17 protein-coding genes are annotated in these 16,020 nt (G+C 67.9%); 10 read left to right on the top strand and 7 right to left on the bottom strand.

Annotated elements, in window-relative coordinates:
* Positions 1–48: 48 nt before the first annotated feature.
* Positions 49–2,490, bottom strand: coding sequence for a hypothetical protein (locus NIBR502771_RS09815; RefSeq protein WP_141159596.1), 2,442 nt, complete (start codon positions 2,488–2,490; stop codon positions 49–51).
* 6 nt (positions 2,491–2,496) lie between these two features.
* Complete coding sequence (locus NIBR502771_RS09810) at positions 2,497–3,162, bottom strand: peptidoglycan-binding protein (protein ID WP_141159595.1); 666 nt, start codon at positions 3,160–3,162, stop codon at positions 2,497–2,499.
* A gap of 212 nt (positions 3,163–3,374) precedes the next feature.
* Here NIBR502771_RS09810 and NIBR502771_RS09805 point away from each other — a divergent pair, with 212 nt between their 5' ends.
* The 7 genes from NIBR502771_RS09805 (at position 3,375) to NIBR502771_RS09775 (ending at position 9,030) form a co-directional block, all read left to right on the top strand.
* Positions 3,375–3,581 carry a hypothetical protein gene (locus tag NIBR502771_RS09805; protein WP_141159594.1) on the top strand — a complete coding sequence of 69 codons (207 nt, stop codon included), beginning with the start codon at positions 3,375–3,377 and terminating at the stop codon, positions 3,579–3,581.
* Positions 3,582–3,753: 172 nt separating this feature from the next.
* On the top strand, positions 3,754–4,341 hold the full coding sequence (locus NIBR502771_RS09800; protein WP_141159593.1) for a hypothetical protein: 588 nt from the start codon (positions 3,754–3,756) through the stop codon (positions 4,339–4,341).
* A 121-nt stretch (positions 4,342–4,462) separates the two neighbouring features.
* Entirely contained in the window at positions 4,463–5,197 is a 735-nt protein-coding gene (locus NIBR502771_RS09795; RefSeq protein WP_141159592.1) for a YcnI family protein, read from the top strand.
* 8 nt (positions 5,198–5,205) lie between these two features.
* Complete coding sequence (locus NIBR502771_RS09790; RefSeq protein WP_246839864.1) at positions 5,206–5,769, top strand: copper resistance CopC family protein; 564 nt, start codon at positions 5,206–5,208, stop codon at positions 5,767–5,769.
* 126 nt (positions 5,770–5,895) lie between these two features.
* Positions 5,896–6,663, top strand: a complete 768-nt coding sequence (locus NIBR502771_RS09785) for a VOC family protein (protein WP_141159591.1) — start codon at positions 5,896–5,898, stop codon at positions 6,661–6,663.
* Positions 6,664–6,765: 102 nt separating this feature from the next.
* Positions 6,766–8,043, top strand: coding sequence for a glycoside hydrolase family 26 protein (locus NIBR502771_RS09780; protein ID WP_246839863.1), 1,278 nt, complete (start codon positions 6,766–6,768; stop codon positions 8,041–8,043).
* A 72-nt stretch (positions 8,044–8,115) separates the two neighbouring features.
* On the top strand, positions 8,116–9,030 hold the full coding sequence (locus tag NIBR502771_RS09775; protein ID WP_141159590.1) for a DMT family transporter: 915 nt from the start codon (positions 8,116–8,118) through the stop codon (positions 9,028–9,030).
* A gap of 14 nt (positions 9,031–9,044) precedes the next feature.
* Here the strand turns inward: NIBR502771_RS09775 and NIBR502771_RS09770 are convergent, their stop codons facing one another.
* On the bottom strand, positions 9,045–9,557 hold the full coding sequence (locus NIBR502771_RS09770; RefSeq protein ID WP_141159589.1) for a hemerythrin domain-containing protein: 513 nt from the start codon (positions 9,555–9,557) through the stop codon (positions 9,045–9,047).
* 153 nt (positions 9,558–9,710) lie between these two features.
* Between NIBR502771_RS09770 and NIBR502771_RS09765 the strand changes: the two genes are divergently transcribed.
* Positions 9,711–10,805 carry a sodium:calcium antiporter gene (locus NIBR502771_RS09765; RefSeq protein WP_246839862.1) on the top strand — a complete coding sequence of 365 codons (1,095 nt, stop codon included), beginning with the start codon at positions 9,711–9,713 and terminating at the stop codon, positions 10,803–10,805.
* Here the strand turns inward: NIBR502771_RS09765 and NIBR502771_RS09760 are convergent.
* Positions 10,737–11,276 carry a DUF2127 domain-containing protein gene (locus NIBR502771_RS09760; RefSeq protein ID WP_141159587.1) on the bottom strand — a complete coding sequence of 180 codons (540 nt, stop codon included), beginning with the start codon at positions 11,274–11,276 and terminating at the stop codon, positions 10,737–10,739. The two genes, NIBR502771_RS09765 and NIBR502771_RS09760, sit on opposite strands and share 69 nt — an antisense overlap.
* 207 nt (positions 11,277–11,483) lie before the next feature.
* On the opposite strand from NIBR502771_RS09760, the gene NIBR502771_RS09755 reads away from it, so the two are divergent.
* Together NIBR502771_RS09755 and NIBR502771_RS09750 are read left to right on the top strand one after the other, a co-directional pair.
* Positions 11,484–12,179 carry a hypothetical protein gene (locus NIBR502771_RS09755; RefSeq protein WP_141159586.1) on the top strand — a complete coding sequence of 232 codons (696 nt, stop codon included), beginning with the start codon at positions 11,484–11,486 and terminating at the stop codon, positions 12,177–12,179.
* 128 nt (positions 12,180–12,307) lie between these two features.
* Positions 12,308–12,850 carry a hypothetical protein gene (locus tag NIBR502771_RS09750; RefSeq protein ID WP_141159585.1) on the top strand — a complete coding sequence of 181 codons (543 nt, stop codon included), beginning with the start codon at positions 12,308–12,310 and terminating at the stop codon, positions 12,848–12,850.
* Between the two features lie 39 nt (positions 12,851–12,889).
* On the opposite strand, the gene NIBR502771_RS09745 is transcribed toward NIBR502771_RS09750, so the two are convergent.
* The 3 genes from NIBR502771_RS09745 to NIBR502771_RS09735 form a co-directional block, all read right to left on the bottom strand.
* Entirely contained in the window at positions 12,890–13,759 is an 870-nt protein-coding gene (locus NIBR502771_RS09745; RefSeq protein WP_141159584.1) for a class II glutamine amidotransferase, read from the bottom strand.
* A 216-nt stretch (positions 13,760–13,975) separates the two neighbouring features.
* Entirely contained in the window at positions 13,976–14,371 is a 396-nt protein-coding gene (locus NIBR502771_RS09740; protein ID WP_141159583.1) for an Hpt domain-containing protein, read from the bottom strand.
* A 149-nt stretch (positions 14,372–14,520) separates the two neighbouring features.
* Positions 14,521–15,921, bottom strand: a complete 1,401-nt coding sequence (locus NIBR502771_RS09735; RefSeq protein WP_141159582.1) for a glutamate decarboxylase — start codon at positions 15,919–15,921, stop codon at positions 14,521–14,523.
* Positions 15,922–16,020: the final 99 nt, after the last annotated feature.

Below are 16,020 nucleotides of genomic sequence, written 5' to 3'. Positions count from 1 at the left end.
CACGCGGGACTCCGGGATAACTCATGGCGTTTTCCCAGCAAAAGCCCCTCAGCCGGCGCTGGAGGTGGGCACCGGAACAGGCGTGGAGCCGTAACCGGAGTCAGGGGTGGGCGCCTGGGTCGGGTAGGCAACGGACGACGTCGGCTGCGGGCTTTCCGTGTATTGCCCGGTCGGTGCGGTGGCACCGGACGTCGGGGCTGGGTTGGGATCCCGGGCAGGCACCGTCCCCGGACCGGACGGTTCCACGACGGCCGCGGACGGCGTGGGGGCCGGGCTGGGATCAGCCGAAACAGAGGGTGGAGGCGTGGAAGCTGAAGTCACCGACGCACCTTTGACGATGGCCGTGATCTGCTCCTTGTATCCGTTGAGGGTGGCCTGGATATCGGAGAGCGGTACGTCGCGGATGTTTCTTCCGTATTCAGCGATCTGGGCCCACAGCGCTTCCAGCTGGTGCTTGCTGTCCCCGTCCAGCGGACCATCAAGGGTCAGGACCAGCTGGCTGGCCAGGGCGTAGGTGAGGCAATCCAGGCAGTTGTAGTTGGCCGCCGCGGAAAGGTTCTGCGGCACGATCACGTCCGTCTGCCCCACGACCAGCACCACTTGGAACCCCACGGCAACCGCCGCGCAGGCCGAACAGTTGGCATAGGCGTAGGCCTCATTGGTGGTGGTGACGGGTTGGCCGTCCTCGGCCCACACCAGCGCGAACGCCACGCTGTACTGGACGGAGCCGTCGGTGGTGTTGACGGCGAGCGCCTGGTTTCCGTCGCCCTCGGGAGCGGCCGGCCGGTCGAAAGGGAACACCCAGGAGGGTGCCGCAGCTGCGGGACCTGCGTCGGAACCGCCGCCGGCAGCAGGAGCGGCGGAGGCACCCGCCGGTACCAGCACCATGCTCAGCTGGGGGTTGTCCCGGGTCGGTTTGGCCGTGCCGGCAGGCCACAGCGCAACGGTTCGTCCCGCCGCGCCCTGGCGCAGCGCCGCGCCGTCGCGCGCTGGAAGGATCGTCCGGGTGGCATCACCCAGCGTCCCGCGCTCGTAGGCCTGCACCGGGCGGTACGTCCCGCCGTCGGGCCACCACGCCCAGGCGAGCCCACCAAGGAGGGCGGCCACGGCGCCCATGGCCACGATCCGCTGGGCAACCTTGCCGCGCGTCTTCTGCCACAGCCCGGTCACCAGCTGCCGCAGCAGCCGCACCACGATGTACACCACGCCCAGTACGGGCACAGCCACCACGATGATGGCCAGCGCGCGCACCGTCACGCCCAGGATGTCACCCGCGGACAGGCTCGCGGCCAGAGCTTCCTGCTGTTTGCCCACGCTGGCCCACCCGGTGGCCAGCAGCCGCGGCAGGGACAGGACCATCATCACCATGCTGAACAGCAGCACCGGCACGGTCACCAGGACCCAGATAGTGACCACAGCCCGCGCCCATGGTTTCAGCACCTTGCTTTCCGGGTTTCCCCACCGCCACGGAAGGATCCCCAGAAGGGTCGGCTTGATCCGCTGGAACAGGTCAGGCACCCCGGTGGCGTCGGCCAGGATGTGGTAGCCGTCGTATTTCACCAGCGGGATGAGCTGCCGGACCATCTGCAGGATCTGCGTGACCACCACCAGCAGGAGTGCGTCGAACCCGGTGGCCCACCACAAACCCATGATGGCCACCGCCACGATGGCATTGAAGTACAGTCCGCCCAGGTCGGTGCGGATCCTGCCGCCGCGGCCCAGCCGATAGGAATCCGTGACGTCCGTGAAGAACGCGGGCCACAGCAGGTACAGCCCCGCCCCCATGGCTCCCGGCGTCGCCCCGCCTTTGCGGGCGGCAGCGGCGTGGCCGAATTCGTGGAACCCGGCGGAGAGGATGGTGACTGCGAGGATCAGCAGCAGGAGGGCAGGCTGTTCGAAGGCCTCATGGGTGGCCGAGCCCAGGCCCTTCACCATGAGCACCCACCAGCATGCGGCCAGGAACGCGGCCGTCACGGCCACCACCAGCAGCGGGTGGAACAGCGCGGCGAACGGGGCGGTGATCCTGCGCGTGCGCTCGGGATCGGACACGATGTAGCGGAACCGCAGGCCCAGCAGCGGGTTGGATTTCCTGACCTCGGGCTGGCTGCCGTCGGCGAGCCGGAGCAGGCCCATCGGCAGCAGCTGGGAGTCCATCAGCGTGCGGACGTTGTCCGCGCTGACCAGGCGCCCGGAGCCGTCGCTGACGTGCCGGGCGATGGCGTCCAGGTCGCGCGTCCCGTCGGCCCCCTCCAGCACCAGGTACAGGAGCCGGGTCAGCTGGAGGGTCTGCCCGTCGCCGCGGCGCACCAAGGACGGCGGCTCCCGGTAGCCGGAGCCTTCGGCCGGCCCAAGCAGCTGCACGCCGTCGGCCAGCGCAGGAAGGTGGGCACCCGCCGTCGTGATGGTCCGGTCCGGCGGATCCTGGGAAAGGCCGGCGCTCGACGACGGCGGGCCCGCCTGGGCAGGCGGGCCGCCTTGGGTCTGGGTCATCTTGGCTTACTGCTGCAGGTCGGACTGCTGGCCGGCCGTGGCGTTGGCGGCGCCGTCGATGTGCTGCGAGATGGTGGCGCTCTGGTCCGAGATGGCGTACGCCTGGCTGTCGATGGAGCCGATGTTGGCGGCGACGGCCGCGTCGATGGGGGCGGCGACGTTGGCGTTCGCGGCGACGGCACCGTTGATGGGGGCGGCAATGGCAGCGTCCGCATCGAGGTTGACGTCAACGTTAAGCAGGTTGCCGTTCAAGGCGCCGGCGGCGTCCGTCAGGCCACCGGTGCTTGTGGGCGCAGGTGCCGTTCCGGTGGTCCCATCCGTGGTTCCGGCGGTGCCCGTGTCAGCTGCACCGTCGCCCTGGCCGATCACGCTGTCCTGGGTGGAATCAGCGTTCGCATCGGCAGTAATGCCCTGGTCAATCGCCGCGTCCTGGCTGGACAAAGCCTGCGCGTCGGAGCCGTAGGACAGGATGTTGGCTGACGCGGCGGCGTCAATCGGCGCGGCCACGTTTGCATTGGCGGCGACGGCCAGGTCGATCGGGGCTGCAGCATTGATCCCCAGGTCCAGGTCCGCGTTCAGGTCCAGTACGGATGCTACTTCCTTGTCCGGCAGTGCTGTGGCCTGTTCGGACATCAGTTCTTCGTCGGTGAGAGGACGCATTTCGTTGTCCATGCTTGTGAGACCTCCAGTGCGGCGCGGGTGCTCTGCCCCCAGCGGGCAGCCCGCGCCCACCAATAGTAAGCATGATTAGTAGTTTTGCGAAGCTATCGGCGGCAGGTAACTGCAGGTCAACGCTGCAAAGCGCGCGGAATCCCAAGTGGCGTGGTTGAATGGCGAATGTGCCCCCGGCACAGTGAGCCCCAACCGGACACCAGGAGGACAGCATGACTGGAATCAACTCGAAGTTCGACAAGGAATACATCGACAAGGGCATCGACGAACTCGCGAAAGCGCCGGTGGAGGCGCTGAAGGGACTGTCCGAAAGCGACGCCCAGAAGCTCAAGGAAGCCCTGAACATCAAGACGGTCAAGGATCTGGGCACCAACAAGTTCTTCACCTGGGCGCAATCGGTCGCCAAGCTCGCGGAGTAGCGCGCACCCGCAGTTCACAGCAAAGCCCTTGGCCCCGGCCAGGGGCTTTCCTGTGTTTTCGACGGCAGGCATTCCGGCGTCATCCACATAGCTGCCCTGCTGATTACCTGCCGCTGCCGGTCATTCCCTAGAGTGGAGGGTGGCAACAGCGGATGGAAAGGCGGCCACCGGCATGAATGCTCCGTTCCGTCTCCCCCGTGTGATTGCCTTTACCGTGGCCATGCTGACCCTGGCCGCGGCTGCACACGTAGTGGCCGGCGGTGTGCTGCCCCATCCGGCGATCATGGCCGGAATTGTGGCGCTGGTGCTGGCGCCGGTCACCATCCTCTCGAAAACCAAAATCAATGCCCCGGCGATGCTCGGGCTCCTGGCGTCCAGCCAACTGGGCCTGCACTGGGCCTTCGATGCGCTCTCGGCGGCGGCAGCCTTCACCCCGGCTGACGGCGCCCACGTCCACGGATCATTCCCTGCCTCCGCCGCCGGCGCCCTGATGCCCGGCCATGAGGCCGTGCCGGGAGCCTTGATGCTGGCCCTGCACGCCACGGCCACAGTGGCCACCGCCCTGGTCCTGGCCAGAGGCGAGGCGGCCGTGTGGGCCCTGGCGGCATGGCTGCGCCCCCTGGTCCGGATCCTGGCTTCCCTTGCCATCCCGGAGTGGCCGCGCCTTTCCGCGCCGGCCGCCGTCGTCATCCCCTTCCGGTGGCGGAACCTGCGGCTGCCCGCCCTCCGCGGACCGCCGGCCTTCCACGCCGCCAACTAGGCGGCTGCCGAATCCCGCGAAGCCCCCATGCCGAAAGCGGCCGGGGGGCCACCGCGTTGTCATTTTCTCCCGCGCCGCCGCACCTGCGGCCCCTTTGGCGCACCCTTTGGAAGGCTTTGCTGTGAACACCTCATTCCGCCGTACCCTCAAGACCCTTGCCGCCGCCGCTGCCGCCGCGGGCATCGTTGCCGCGGGCGCCACCGCCGCGTCCGCCCACGTCAGCGTGACCCCGGACGATACCGGCGCCAACGGCTATTCCCACCTCACGTTCAACGTCCCCAACGAGTCCCCGACGGCCAAGACCAGCAAGCTCGAGGTCACGCTGCCAACCGACACTCCCTTCACCTCCGTCTCCGTCAAGCCCGTGGAGGGATGGACCGCCCAGGTGGTCACCGGCGAGCTGCCCAAGCCCGTCACCGTGTCCGGCAGCACGGTCACCAAGGCGCCCATCTCCGTGGTCTGGACTGCCGACGAAGCCCACCAGCTGGGCCAAAACCAGTACCAGGCGTTCTCGCTGTCCGTGGGCCGGCTTCCCGCCGCGGGCACCAGGGTCACCCTGAAGGCAGCCCAGACCTACACGGACGGCAGCGTGGTGAAGTGGGACGAGGAGGGCGCCGAGGGGCAGCCGGAACCCAAGCATCGCGCCCCCTCCTTCGTCACAACGGCCGACGACGGGGCTGCCGCCGCCGCAGCGCCGGCGTCGCCCAGTGCCGAGGCAGTGACCCGGACGGCCCAGGAGTCCAGTGACGCAACGTCCGTGTGGGGCGTGGTGCTGGGGGCAGCAGGACTGGTGCTCGGTGGGACGGCACTGGGCGTGGCGGTTGCCGGCCGCCGTACCCGGACCGCCGGAAAGTAGGGCGATACATGAAAACATCGTCGACCCGCCACAGGACCGCCTGGCCGGCACGCATGCTGCTGCCGTTGGCCACCGCCGCGCTCCTGCTGGTCTTTTCCGCGCCGGCGCAGGCACATGATGCCCTGGAGTCCAGCAACCCGGCCAACGGGTCAACGGTCAGCGCAATGCCCGCCAAGGTCGAGCTGACGTTCGACCACACCCCCATCGCCATCAACTCGATTGTCCGCGTGGAGGACGCCACCGGAGCCGACCAGGCGGACGGGCCGGTGCAGATCGTTGACAACCAGGTCAGCCAGCCGGTCAAGCCGGGCGCCCCGCAGGGCAAGTACACGGTGGTCTGGCGGGTGGTCTCCTCGGACGGCCATCCCATCGAGGGGACGTTCACCTTCACCGCCGGCGGCCCGAATTCCGCGCCGCCGTCGGCGCCGGCGGCCAGCCCCGCGTCAGCCGACCCAGGGGTTCCGGGGCCGCTGGTGGTGGCGGGGACAGTTGGCGCCGTCCTGGTGACCGGCCTGGTGGTGGCCGGACTGCTGGTCAGGCGCCGGCTGCGGAACCCGGAGGACGAGGAGTAGGAATGGCCGGCCGCCGGCACGGCCCAACCCACAGTTGCGGCCGTGCCGGCGGCCCCTCGGCTTTTGGCGCAAGCAGCGTTAGGGTGGGCCTTGCCCGGCCCACAGCCCTACACACCAGGAGTCCCCATGCCCAAGCCCACCTTCGCCAACGGCGATCCCTGCTGGATCGACCTCATGACGTCCGATCCGGAAAAGTCCCGCGAGTTCTACACCGCACTGTTCGGCTGGACCTACGAGGAGGGCGACCAGGAGAAGTACGGCGGCTACATCACGGCGTTCGCCAACGGTGCGATGGTGGCCGGGATGATGAAGAACGACGCCGGCTCCGGGTACCCGGACGTGTGGACCACGTACCTGCGGGTGGAGGATATCCAGTCGACAGCGGACGCGGCCGTGGCGGCAGGCGGCCAGGTGTTGATGGGGCCCATGGAGGTCCCCGAGCAGGGACACATGGCGATGCTGGGGGACGCGGGCGGCGCCGCGATCGGCGCGTGGCAGTTCGGCGGCCATACCGGGTTCCGGTCCACGGGCGAACCCGGCACCCCCTATTGGCATGAACTCCACGCCCGCGAGTACGCGGCGTCGGTGAAGTTCTACCAGGACGTTTTCGGCTGGGACACGGACGTCATGAGTGACACCGAGGACTTCCGCTATACCACGCTGGGATCCGGGCGCGACTCACGGGCCGGAATCATGGACGCCTCCCATTTCCTGCCCGAAGGGGTGCCGGCCAACTGGCAGACCTACTTCGCCGTTGAAAACACCGACGCCGGGGTGGAGATCGCCACGTCCCTGGGCGGGCGGGTGGTCTATCCCGCCGAGGACACCCCGTTCGGCCGCATCGCAGCCCTCACGGACCCCACCGGTGCGCTGTTCCGGATCGCCCAGCGGTAGGTCCGGTTCCACGGCCCCGGCGACGCGCGCCGGGGCCGTTTTGGTGAGCGCCCGCTGGACCCTAGGATCGGAGTAAAACCGCAGGCCAACAGGGGGTCCGCCTTGCCCGAGCAAACGTCCGCACCAAAGGACGCCAAAAGCCGTGACATCATTCTCGGCCGGCTGAAGGACTGGGGATTGCCCATCGGCGTGGCAGTAATCGCCCTGGGCCTGGGCGCTGCCAGTATCACGGGTGGTTTGGCGGATCGTGACCGCAAATCCCAGGAGGCAGCGGCGGCCCAAAGCGCTGCGGCCGTCCCCGTGTGTGAGGTGGAGGACCGGGGCAGCCTGGTCCCGGCGTCGGGCGCTTTGTTTGGCGTGAACTTGAACCTGGAGGCCAAGCCGCTGTCCCGGTATGCCGCGGACCTGGGCCACAAACCCGCCGTCAGCGTCTCCTTCGCCGATTTTCCGTACACGGCCCAGGAACGGACCCACCTGCAGCAGGCCGCCGCCCAAATCCGGGCGGACGGGCACGTGATGCTCCTGACCCTCGAACCCAAGCAGGGCCTGGCCGCCGTCACCCCTGACGTCATCAGCGCCTTGGTGAAGGATCTCGCGTCGATCAACAGCCAGGGCGTCCCGGTCATTGTCCGCCTGGCCCACGAGATGAACGGGTCCTGGTATCCCTGGTCCCAGCAGCCGCTGGAGTACAGGGACATGTTCACCCGGGTCGCGGACGCCGTCCACCACAATGCCCCGGGCTCGGCCATGATGTGGGCGCCCAATTACGCGGGCGGCTATCCCTTCGCGGGCGGCCAGTTCGAGGCGCAGGCGGGCAGCGCTGACTTCGCGGCCCTGGACACCGACCACGACGGCGCCATCACCATGGCGGACGATCCTTACGCCCCGTATTACCCGGGTGACCAGGCGGTGGACTGGGTGGGCATGTCCCTGTACCACTGGGGCGCGAAGTACCCGTGGGGTGAGAACGAAGTCCCGGAGGCCGACAAGTTCGCCCAGCAGCTCACCGGGACCTACAACGGGGCCAACGGCGATGACAGCCTGCTCCCTGATTTCTACGGGGTGTACGGCAGAGACCACAGCAAGCCCGTTGCCATCCCGGAGACAGCTGCGCTTTACAACCCAACGGCCGGCGGCGCCGCAGAGATGGATATCAAGCGCGCCTGGTGGGAGCAGGTGTTCGGGCCCCAGACCCACGCCCAGTTCCCCAACCTGAAGATGGTCAACTGGTTCGAATGGGACAAGAACGAGGTCGAGGTCAACGGCAGGATCGACTGGACCGTCACCAACACCCCGGCCATCCGCGACGCATTCACCGCGGCCCTGCCGGACTGGCTGCAGTACGGCGCAGGGACCTCCTGCCGCCCAGCAACCTCCTAGCTCACAGCTGCGTCGCCGGAAGCACGGCTTCCCATTCCGCTCCACTGGGCGCCGGTTAGGTAAGGTTTGTCCATGATCCAGGCCGCGGCCGTGTCCGCGCTGACGTCCACCCACTGGCTGGGGATTCCCATCGCCGCCGCGGGTGCCGTCCTGCTCGCCCTGGGAACCCTGTTCCAGCACCGGGCCGTGGGAGACCAGCCGGCCGCCGCGGGACGCGCGGCCGGCAGCATGGGCGGCGGGCGGCTCCAGGCCCTGGTCCGCAAACCGGCGTGGCTGGCCGGGACGGCAATGCTGGGCGCTGCGATCCTCCTCCAGCTCACCAGCCTGCGGTTTTCGCCCCTCATCGTGGTGCAGCCCATTGGGGCAATCGCCCTGGTGGTCACCACCCTCGCCACCGCCCGGATGAACCGCAGGTCCCCCGGCCGGCGGGCCCTCACCGCCGTCGCCCTCTGCGTTTGCGGGGTGGGCGTGTTCGTGGCCGTGGCGGCGTTCTCCGCTGCGGACGTGGAAATCAGTGACCGGCACCTGGTGACCATCCTGATCGTCCTCGCCGTGGTCCTGGCCTGCGTCGCCGTGGCATATGCATTGTGGCGGCACCGCTCCGGCGCCGTGGTGTTCACCGCCGGCGCCGGGATCCTGTTCGGGTTCGTCGCCGCTTTGGCCAAGACCGTGATTGCCAGGCTCTTCCAGGGCGACTTCGAGTGGCTGTCCCTGACCTGTCTTGCGGGGCTGGTCATCGCGGCCCTGGCCGGCAGCTTCCTGGTCCAGAACGCCCACACCCGGGGAACGCCCGAACTCGTGGTGGCCGGACTGACCGTGATCGATCCGCTGGTGGCCGTGGCAATCGGCGTCACCATCCTGGGCGAGGCTGCCACCGCCCCGCCGCTGGCGATCGGCCTGTTCCTCCTGTCAGGAGGCACCGCGGTGGCCGGGGTCATCCTGCTGGCCACGGTCAAGGCACCGGCCCAACCAGGGGTCAAGCGGTAACACCGCCCAAGGCCTTATTCGTGCTCGCGGATGTATTCCTCGGGGCTGACGTCCTGGGGCTCAATCCCGCCGGCGTGCTCGGATTCGAAGATGGCGAACGCCAGGCCCAGCCGGTGCCGCAGTTCCAGGGAGGCGTGCTGCCGGAAGTCGGTCAGGCCTTCGCGTTCCTCTTCCGCCATATGGTCGCCGTTGGCTTCGTTGACCTTTGCCAGCGCCGCCCACCAGTCGGCTGTACCCGTCGGGTGCCGGTCCACGTCACTGATGGCGTCCCGGATCTCGTTGTGGTCGTGGATGGCGTCGGTGGTCTCGTCTTCGGCGGAGTCCTTTCCGCCGGCCCCCTTCCCCAGTTCCAGCAGCTCCGGGTAGAAGAGTTCCTCTTCCGCCTTGGCATGGACTTCCAGCAGGATGCGCATCCGTTTCCATACCGCGTCCAGGCTGGACGTTTCGCTGGCATGCATTTCATCGAGCAGGGCGAACAGGCGCCGCTGCTCGTGGTGGTCGTTCAAAATCACTTCAACGATGTCCATGGGGGTCCTCTCGGCAGGGGTGGCTACGCACTAATCCTTACCCTCACCGGACCGTCTTCCACCAGCACACCCTGCAAGCGAAGGATTCCCAGCGGATTCCCAGCAAATAACCACCGGGCAGGGCCAACCGGTGGGTACGGCTTCACTACGGCCGTGACACGAATCCAAAAGGAGACAAAAGACATGGAAGCGTTGCCCCTGGTGGTCCTGCTCCTGATTTTCGCCGGTGCCGCGGCGGTGATCTGGGTGGCGGGGATCCAGCTGTCCAAGCAGACGGACGTCCTCGATGACCGGCTGCATCTGGGGTCGGCGCTGGGCGGGCTGATCCTGCTGGCCATTGCCACCAACCTGCCGGAGATCGCCATCACGGTCAGCGCGGCCGCGGCCAACAACATCGGCGTGGCCGTGGGCAACATCCTGGGCGGCATCGCCATCCAAACAGTGGTGCTGGTGATCCTGGACGTGTTCGGAACCAAGGGCACGGAGCCACTCAGCTACAAGGCAGCATCCCTGACCCTGGTCATCGAGGCCGTCACGGTCGTCGCCGTCCTGGGCGTGGTGATCGCCGGCAGCCAAATGCCGGGCTCGCTCGTGGCCTTCCACCTGACCCCTGCCGCGGTGCTGATCGCCGTGATCTGGATCCTAGGATTGATCCTGGTCCAACGCTCCCAAAAGGGCCTGCCGTGGCACCAGCAGGGCGACGCCCCCGGCGGCCAGGACCAGCCCAAGGGGCACTCCAAGAAAAAGTCCACCGACCAGAACCGCCACATCAGCACGGGCAAGTCAGCCCTGATCTTCACCGTCGCAGCCCTGGCAACCCTGGGCGCCGGCGTCGTCCTGGAGCGCAGCGGGGACGCGATCGCCGGGCACATCGGCCTCTCCGGGGTCCTCTTCGGCGCCACCTTCCTGGCCCTGGCCACATCCCTGCCGGAAATCTCCACCGGCCTGGCATCGGTCAAGCAGGGCGACTACAAGCTGGCGTTCAGCGACATCTTCGGCGGCAACGCCTTCCTCCCCGTCCTGTTCCTGGTGGCCGTCCTCATCACCGGCAAACCGGTGCTGCCGCAGGCCCAGGCCACCGACATCTACCTCACTGCCCTGGCCATCCTCCTGACCCTCACCTACCTGCTTGGCCTACTCTTCCGCCCGAAAAAGAAGCGCCTGGGCATGGGGACGGACTCATTGGTGGTCCTGGTCCTGTACCTGGTGGGCGTGGCGGGCCTGTTCGCCGTCGCCACCATGTCCTGACCGCCGGATCCGGTACTCACGCCAGGTGATCCACACAATGAAGATGTCGAACGCGGTCAGGAGCACCATGCCCCAGGTGAACTCCACCGAGATCCGGTACGCCTGGTACGCGATGAACACCAGCAGGAAGGCGATCATCCAGGGGTAGGCCCACAGCTTCTCCCGCAGGACCGCCCACACCAGGACGATCTTCACCACCCCGTGCAGGAGGAGGTAGACGGCGCCAAACAACGACGCCGGCCCCGAAAGGTTGGCGGTGAGGTGCACCAGGGCATTGGCCACGAAGTCCCGCGGATCCTGGGCGAGTTCGTGCTGGGTGAGGAACCGGACCAGGTCGTTGATCTGCGCGGGCGTGACCAGCAGCAGGAGGACGCCGCCGATCAGTTCCAGGACCCCGTCCAGGCCCTTGAGGATGAGGGAGACGCGGAAGGTCCTGTCCAGCAGGGCCGTTCCCTGGCGCGTGTTTTCCATTGGATATTCCCTTCGCAGAACCCGTGCAGTGTATCCCCCGGACAACGCGCGGCATCCGACAAGCAGACCACGCGCCGGGCCGCCACGGCATCCAGCATTTCCCCAGCATCGGCTCCTATAGTGATCCCGTGCCGGTCCACGCCGTCCAGCGGGGAGGCACGCGCAAAATTGGAAGGACACACCGTGGTGAACCCATCAATCCCGTCTATGAAAACCCGCATCGGCGTCGGAGCCGCAGCCCTCCTGGCCGCCGGTGCCATGGCCGTTGCAGGCGTGGGTGCCGCGTCCGCCTCCCCCAGTCCAACAGCTACCGCCTCCGCCGCCGGCCAGGCCAAAGCGGCGAAAGGCGCCGGCGGCCTGCAGGCGTTCCTGGGCATCAACGCGGACAGCCCCCAGGCTGTTGGGGACCGTGCCGCGAAGGCAGCCGAAGCCCTGGTCAACCACCCGCAGCTCTTCGCCAAGCTGCCCGCCGCCCTCCAGGCCGACGTCACCACGCTCAAGGACGCCCCGGCGGCGGACCGGGTGAAGGACGCCTACAAGATCAAGACCACCGCCCTTTCCGGCGGCTACGGTCCCGAGGTCCAGAAGCGCGCCGAAGCGTTGGAGAAGACCGTCACCGGCGTGGCCGGCCTGCGGCAGGAGCTGCGGACCGCGTTCAGCTCGGGCAACCCGGGCGCCGGGCTCCAGCAGGTGGCCGACCAGCTCATCGCCCACCCCAAGCTGTTCGCCAAGCTCCCCGCGAACCTCCAGGCTGACCTGACCACGCTCAAGAACGCTGCCCCCGCGGACCTGGACGCCCAGGCGAACAAGATCAAGGACACGGCGCTGAACGGCGGCTACGGCGCCAGAGTGCAGAAGATGGCTGAGGCCCTGGCAAAGAAGGCGGCAACGCCCAGCACCTGACGCGCTGGCCAGCCGTCGGGACGCGTGCGACGGCGGCGCGGACGTTCCAGGGTCCGGCGGACGTGGGCAGTGGGCCGGGTTCGTTGTGGCACCGCCGCGGGGCAGGGATATGAGCGCATGATGTTCCCATGAGAAGGATCATCTGGTGCCTGGCAGCGGCCATCATCATCACGCTTGCCTTAGGGAGCGTGTACGTCGCGCTCCAGCAGATCGGCCGCCACATGGCCAACACGGCGCCGGCTGCCGCCGCCGCGGCGCGGCTTCAACAGCAGGGGCCTGATACGGCGGCGGGGCAGCGGCTGGAGCTGTCCCCTGACAGTGGCGTGTTCCTGATCGTTTACGGGGACACCAACAGCCCGCTCTCCTCTACCGTGGTCCTGCACGGGGCCATGCCCGTGGTACCGGAGGGGGTGCTCGACACGGCGCGGGCCTTGGGCAGCGACACGGTGACGTGGCAGCCGGAGCCTGGTTTGCGGATGGCGATCGTCGCCAGGCAGGCGGCAGGGAACGTTGTGGTGGCCGGCCAGTCGCTGGCACACTTCGAGGCCAGCGACCGCATGACCCAGATGTTCCTTGCAGCGGGGTGGCTGGGCAGCCTGCTGGTCCTGGCGGGGGCGTTCGGTGCGGCAGAGCTGGTGGAACGCAGGCAAGGCAAAGAACCGGGAAAGTAGGGGCTGGTTACCGCCTTTAGTGGCTTTTGGAGCCAGCGGTCAGGACGTTTGCGACGCCGCGGCGGACGGATCCAGGTCGGCGAGCGTGAGCGGGTGGACAGGTTGGTCCGGGAACGGGACGGTGCAGCTAACCGCCAGGTCCGGGCCAACATGCACGAGCTCCCCCGCCGCCAGGGGCCGCCAGCCGGGGTTGTGGTTCATCGGCTCGGTGGCGAAGAGGACGGACCGGGCACCGGAGAGTTCGGTGCTTCGGGTGTGGATCCGGTGGCTCCGCGCATCCAGCGGTGCCGCCGGGGCCGGCTCAGTCAAAGGGTCCCGTTCCAGCATGAACAGCGGGTGGGTTGCCGGGTAGCGGAGTGCCCAGAGATCGGTCGCGGTGGTCACGATCAGGTTCAGCGCCAGGACCGGAAGCTCCGCGGCGATCCAGCCCACCGCCCGCACAATGCCTTCGGCCACATCCCCGCCGGCCCGGCGGCTCTCGGCGGTGATGAGGGCGAAGAGCCGTTCGCTGTCGGTCTGGCCCTGCACCAACCCGGACACCCCAAAACCGGCAAGCCGCGCGTCGAGCCGGTCCAGCCCGTGGAACGCCCCGTTGTGCGCGAACAGCCGCCCGTCCTGCTCGAACGGATGCGTGTTCACCAGGGTGTGGGCCCCGGTGCTGGCATACCGGACGTGGGCCAGGAAGGTGGTGCTCCTCAGCTCCCGGGCCTCCCGGGCAAAGGCGTGGTCCTCCCATGCGGCGAGCGGCCGTTTGCTGACCCGCGCGCCGCCGTCGGCCGCAAACGTGCCGATCCCCGCGCCGTCGGGGTCCCGCCTGCTCTGCTCAGCCAGGCTGTCCGGGGCATCCAGGAGCCAGAAGGTGGCGCGGACGGGGCGGGACCCGGCGTGCAGCCCGAACAACCGGCACATGGCCCTCCTTCAGCGTCCCAGGGCCGCCAGCACTACCGCAACAGTTCCCACCGCCAAGAACGCCAATCCGACGTAGGACATCGCCCTTAGCCGGCGCCGGCGCAGCTCCCTGAGTGAGTAGCGCAGGTCGTAACTTCCCCTATATTTACCCATGGCCACAGATTAGGAATGCAACCTCAATGTTTCCTCAAGATGGAAACATGTGACTGCCAATTTCTATCCGATGAACAACTCCAGCTGGTCCGTGGTCCGCTGGCCGGCGTAGGTAATCCTGCGAAGGTACTTCGCAGCGAGCCCCGGCAACGCACCGGCCGGATCGGATCCGTTGTCCGCGCAGCGGAGGTCCTCTTCCAGTTCGAGGGCAACCCCGGCCAGCTGCATGGCCCCCACCATCTGCGCCGACGTCCGGAGACTCAGCACGGCTGCCATGGCGCCCTTGCCGTCACCGCTGGTCAGGGTGCTGCGGATCTTCTCGATTCTGGGCGGCATCTGATCGATGAAGTCCCGGACGAATACCTTCCAGATGCCGTCGTCATAATCCGTTTCGGCCCGCAACAGTGCCAGGACGGAGTCATCCAGCAGCGGCAGGTTCGGGCTGTCTTCCAGGCTCACGGCTCCCGCAGCGCCCCTTGCGCCAACGGTTTCCCTTCCATACACATGCTCCCCCTTGCAAGTACGTTTCCGAACCAAGTTCGACGCTACGCGCTGGGCTTAGGAGGGCACACGAGTAGGGGGTACTCAAGTTTCCGGGTGCAGGACGCTTAGTGGTGGAAGGCTTCCTTCTGCTGCTCGGCCGGCATGGGCCCGGCAAGGGCATCCAGGTACGCCACTTCCTTCTGGAGGTCGGCCAGGAAGCTGGCGGCGAGGTCGCGGGTGAACCCGTTCCGGACCACGATCCGCTGCACGGTGATGTCACTGAGGCCGTCCGGCAGCGGGTAGGCCGGGACCAGCCAGCCGTTCATGCGGAGGCGCTCGGAAAGGTGGTGCAGGTTCCAGTTCTTGGTGTGGCCGTCGGTGAGCTGCCAGGCGAAGACGGGGATGTCGGACCCGTCGCTCCAGAGGGTGAAGGCGTCCATGGCGCCGATCTCGTGGGAGAGGTAGAGGGCCACGTCGCGGCAGCTTGCCTGCACGGACCGGTAGCCGGCGAAGCCCAGCCGGAGGAACAGGTAGTACTGCAGCAGCACCTGGGCGCCGGGCCGGGAGAAGTTCAGGGCGAAGGTGGGCATGTCCCCGCCCAGGTAGCTGACGTGGAACACGAGGTCCTCGGGCAGTGCGTCAGCGTCCCGCCACACGACCCAGCCCAGGCCGGGGTACACCAGCCCGTACTTGTGCCCGGAGGTGTTGATGGAGGCCACCCTGGGGAGCCGGAAGTCCCAGACGAGCTCGGGCTGCAGGAACGGGGCCACCATGGCCCCGGACGCGCCGTCCACGTGGATGGGGATGTCCAGCCCGGTGTCCGCCTGGATGGCGTCCAGCGCGGCGGAGATCTGCTCCACGGCTTCGTAGGCGCCGGTGTAGGTGACGCCCATGATGGCCACCACGCCGATGGTGTTCTCATCCACGTAGCGTTCCAGGCCGTGGCCGTCCAGGGCGGGGTGCTCGGCGGACACGGGCACGTAGCGGGCTTCCACCTCAAAGTAGTTGCAGAACTTTTCCCAGCACACCTGCACGGCGGAGCTGAGGACGATGTTCGGTGAGTCGGTGGGCTTCTTGGCGGCACGACGGCGGTGTTGCCACCGGCGCTTGAGCGCCAGCCCGCCGAGCATGCACGCCTCGGAGGAACCCACGGTGGAGGTGCCGACGGCGGCGGCCGGGTCCGGGGCGTTCCACAGGTCCGCGAGCATGCGCCAGCACCGGGTTTCGATCAGCGCCGTCTGCGGGTACTCGTCCTTGTCGATCATGTTTTTGTCGAACGTTTCGGCGTACAGCTGGGAGGCTTCGCGCTCCATCCAGGTCCCCACGAACGTGGCCAGGTTCAGGCGGGCGTTGCCGTCCAGCATCACTTCGTCGTGGACCACCTGGTAGGCGGTGCCGGGCAGGGATTCGCCGTCCGGGATGGTGAAGCGCGGGAAGATGGTGGACTCCCCCGGCCGGCTGAACAGGGGGTTCAGCTCCACGCTCGATTCGGGTTCATGCCGTTCGCTCCGGTGTGACCTGGTCATGTCCGCTTCCTTCGCCCGTCGTCGCGGCAGGCAGGTGCCTGCCGCTGCACTTCCGCTGTTGCCAGCACTCCGTATTATTCATGCACCGGCTGGGAACGG

This window comes from Pseudarthrobacter sp. NIBRBAC000502771 (genome assembly GCF_006517215.1).
GTDB classification, from domain to species: domain Bacteria; phylum Actinomycetota; class Actinomycetes; order Actinomycetales; family Micrococcaceae; genus Arthrobacter; species Arthrobacter niigatensis.
This window is presented reverse-complemented; position numbering and strand designations above follow the sequence as displayed.

What these genes read in the sequence shown, in the direction of transcription:
- NIBR502771_RS09785 (WP_141159591.1), top strand. Translation starts at nt 5,896, where the DNA reads ATGCCCAAGCCCACCTTCGCCAACGGCGATCCCTGCTGGATCGACCTC.
- NIBR502771_RS09745 (WP_141159584.1), bottom strand. Translation starts at nt 13,759, where the DNA reads ATGTGCCGGTTGTTCGGGCTGCACGCCGGGTCCCGCCCCGTCCGCGCC.
- NIBR502771_RS09760 (WP_141159587.1), bottom strand. Translation starts at nt 11,276, where the DNA reads ATGGAAAACACGCGCCAGGGAACGGCCCTGCTGGACAGGACCTTCCGC.
- NIBR502771_RS09810 (WP_141159595.1), bottom strand. Translation starts at nt 3,162, where the DNA reads ATGGACAACGAAATGCGTCCTCTCACCGACGAAGAACTGATGTCCGAA.
- NIBR502771_RS09775 (WP_141159590.1), top strand. Translation starts at nt 8,116, where the DNA reads ATGATCCAGGCCGCGGCCGTGTCCGCGCTGACGTCCACCCACTGGCTG.
- NIBR502771_RS09755 (WP_141159586.1), top strand. Translation starts at nt 11,484, where the DNA reads ATGAAAACCCGCATCGGCGTCGGAGCCGCAGCCCTCCTGGCCGCCGGT.
- NIBR502771_RS09750 (WP_141159585.1), top strand. Translation starts at nt 12,308, where the DNA reads ATGAGAAGGATCATCTGGTGCCTGGCAGCGGCCATCATCATCACGCTT.
- NIBR502771_RS09805 (WP_141159594.1), top strand. Translation starts at nt 3,375, where the DNA reads ATGACTGGAATCAACTCGAAGTTCGACAAGGAATACATCGACAAGGGC.
- NIBR502771_RS09800 (WP_141159593.1), top strand. Translation starts at nt 3,754, where the DNA reads ATGAATGCTCCGTTCCGTCTCCCCCGTGTGATTGCCTTTACCGTGGCC.
- NIBR502771_RS09735 (WP_141159582.1), bottom strand. Translation starts at nt 15,921, where the DNA reads ATGACCAGGTCACACCGGAGCGAACGGCATGAACCCGAATCGAGCGTG.
- NIBR502771_RS09790 (WP_246839864.1), top strand. Translation starts at nt 5,206, where the DNA reads ATGAAAACATCGTCGACCCGCCACAGGACCGCCTGGCCGGCACGCATG.
- NIBR502771_RS09815 (WP_141159596.1), bottom strand. Translation starts at nt 2,490, where the DNA reads ATGACCCAGACCCAAGGCGGCCCGCCTGCCCAGGCGGGCCCGCCGTCG.
- NIBR502771_RS09770 (WP_141159589.1), bottom strand. Translation starts at nt 9,557, where the DNA reads ATGGACATCGTTGAAGTGATTTTGAACGACCACCACGAGCAGCGGCGC.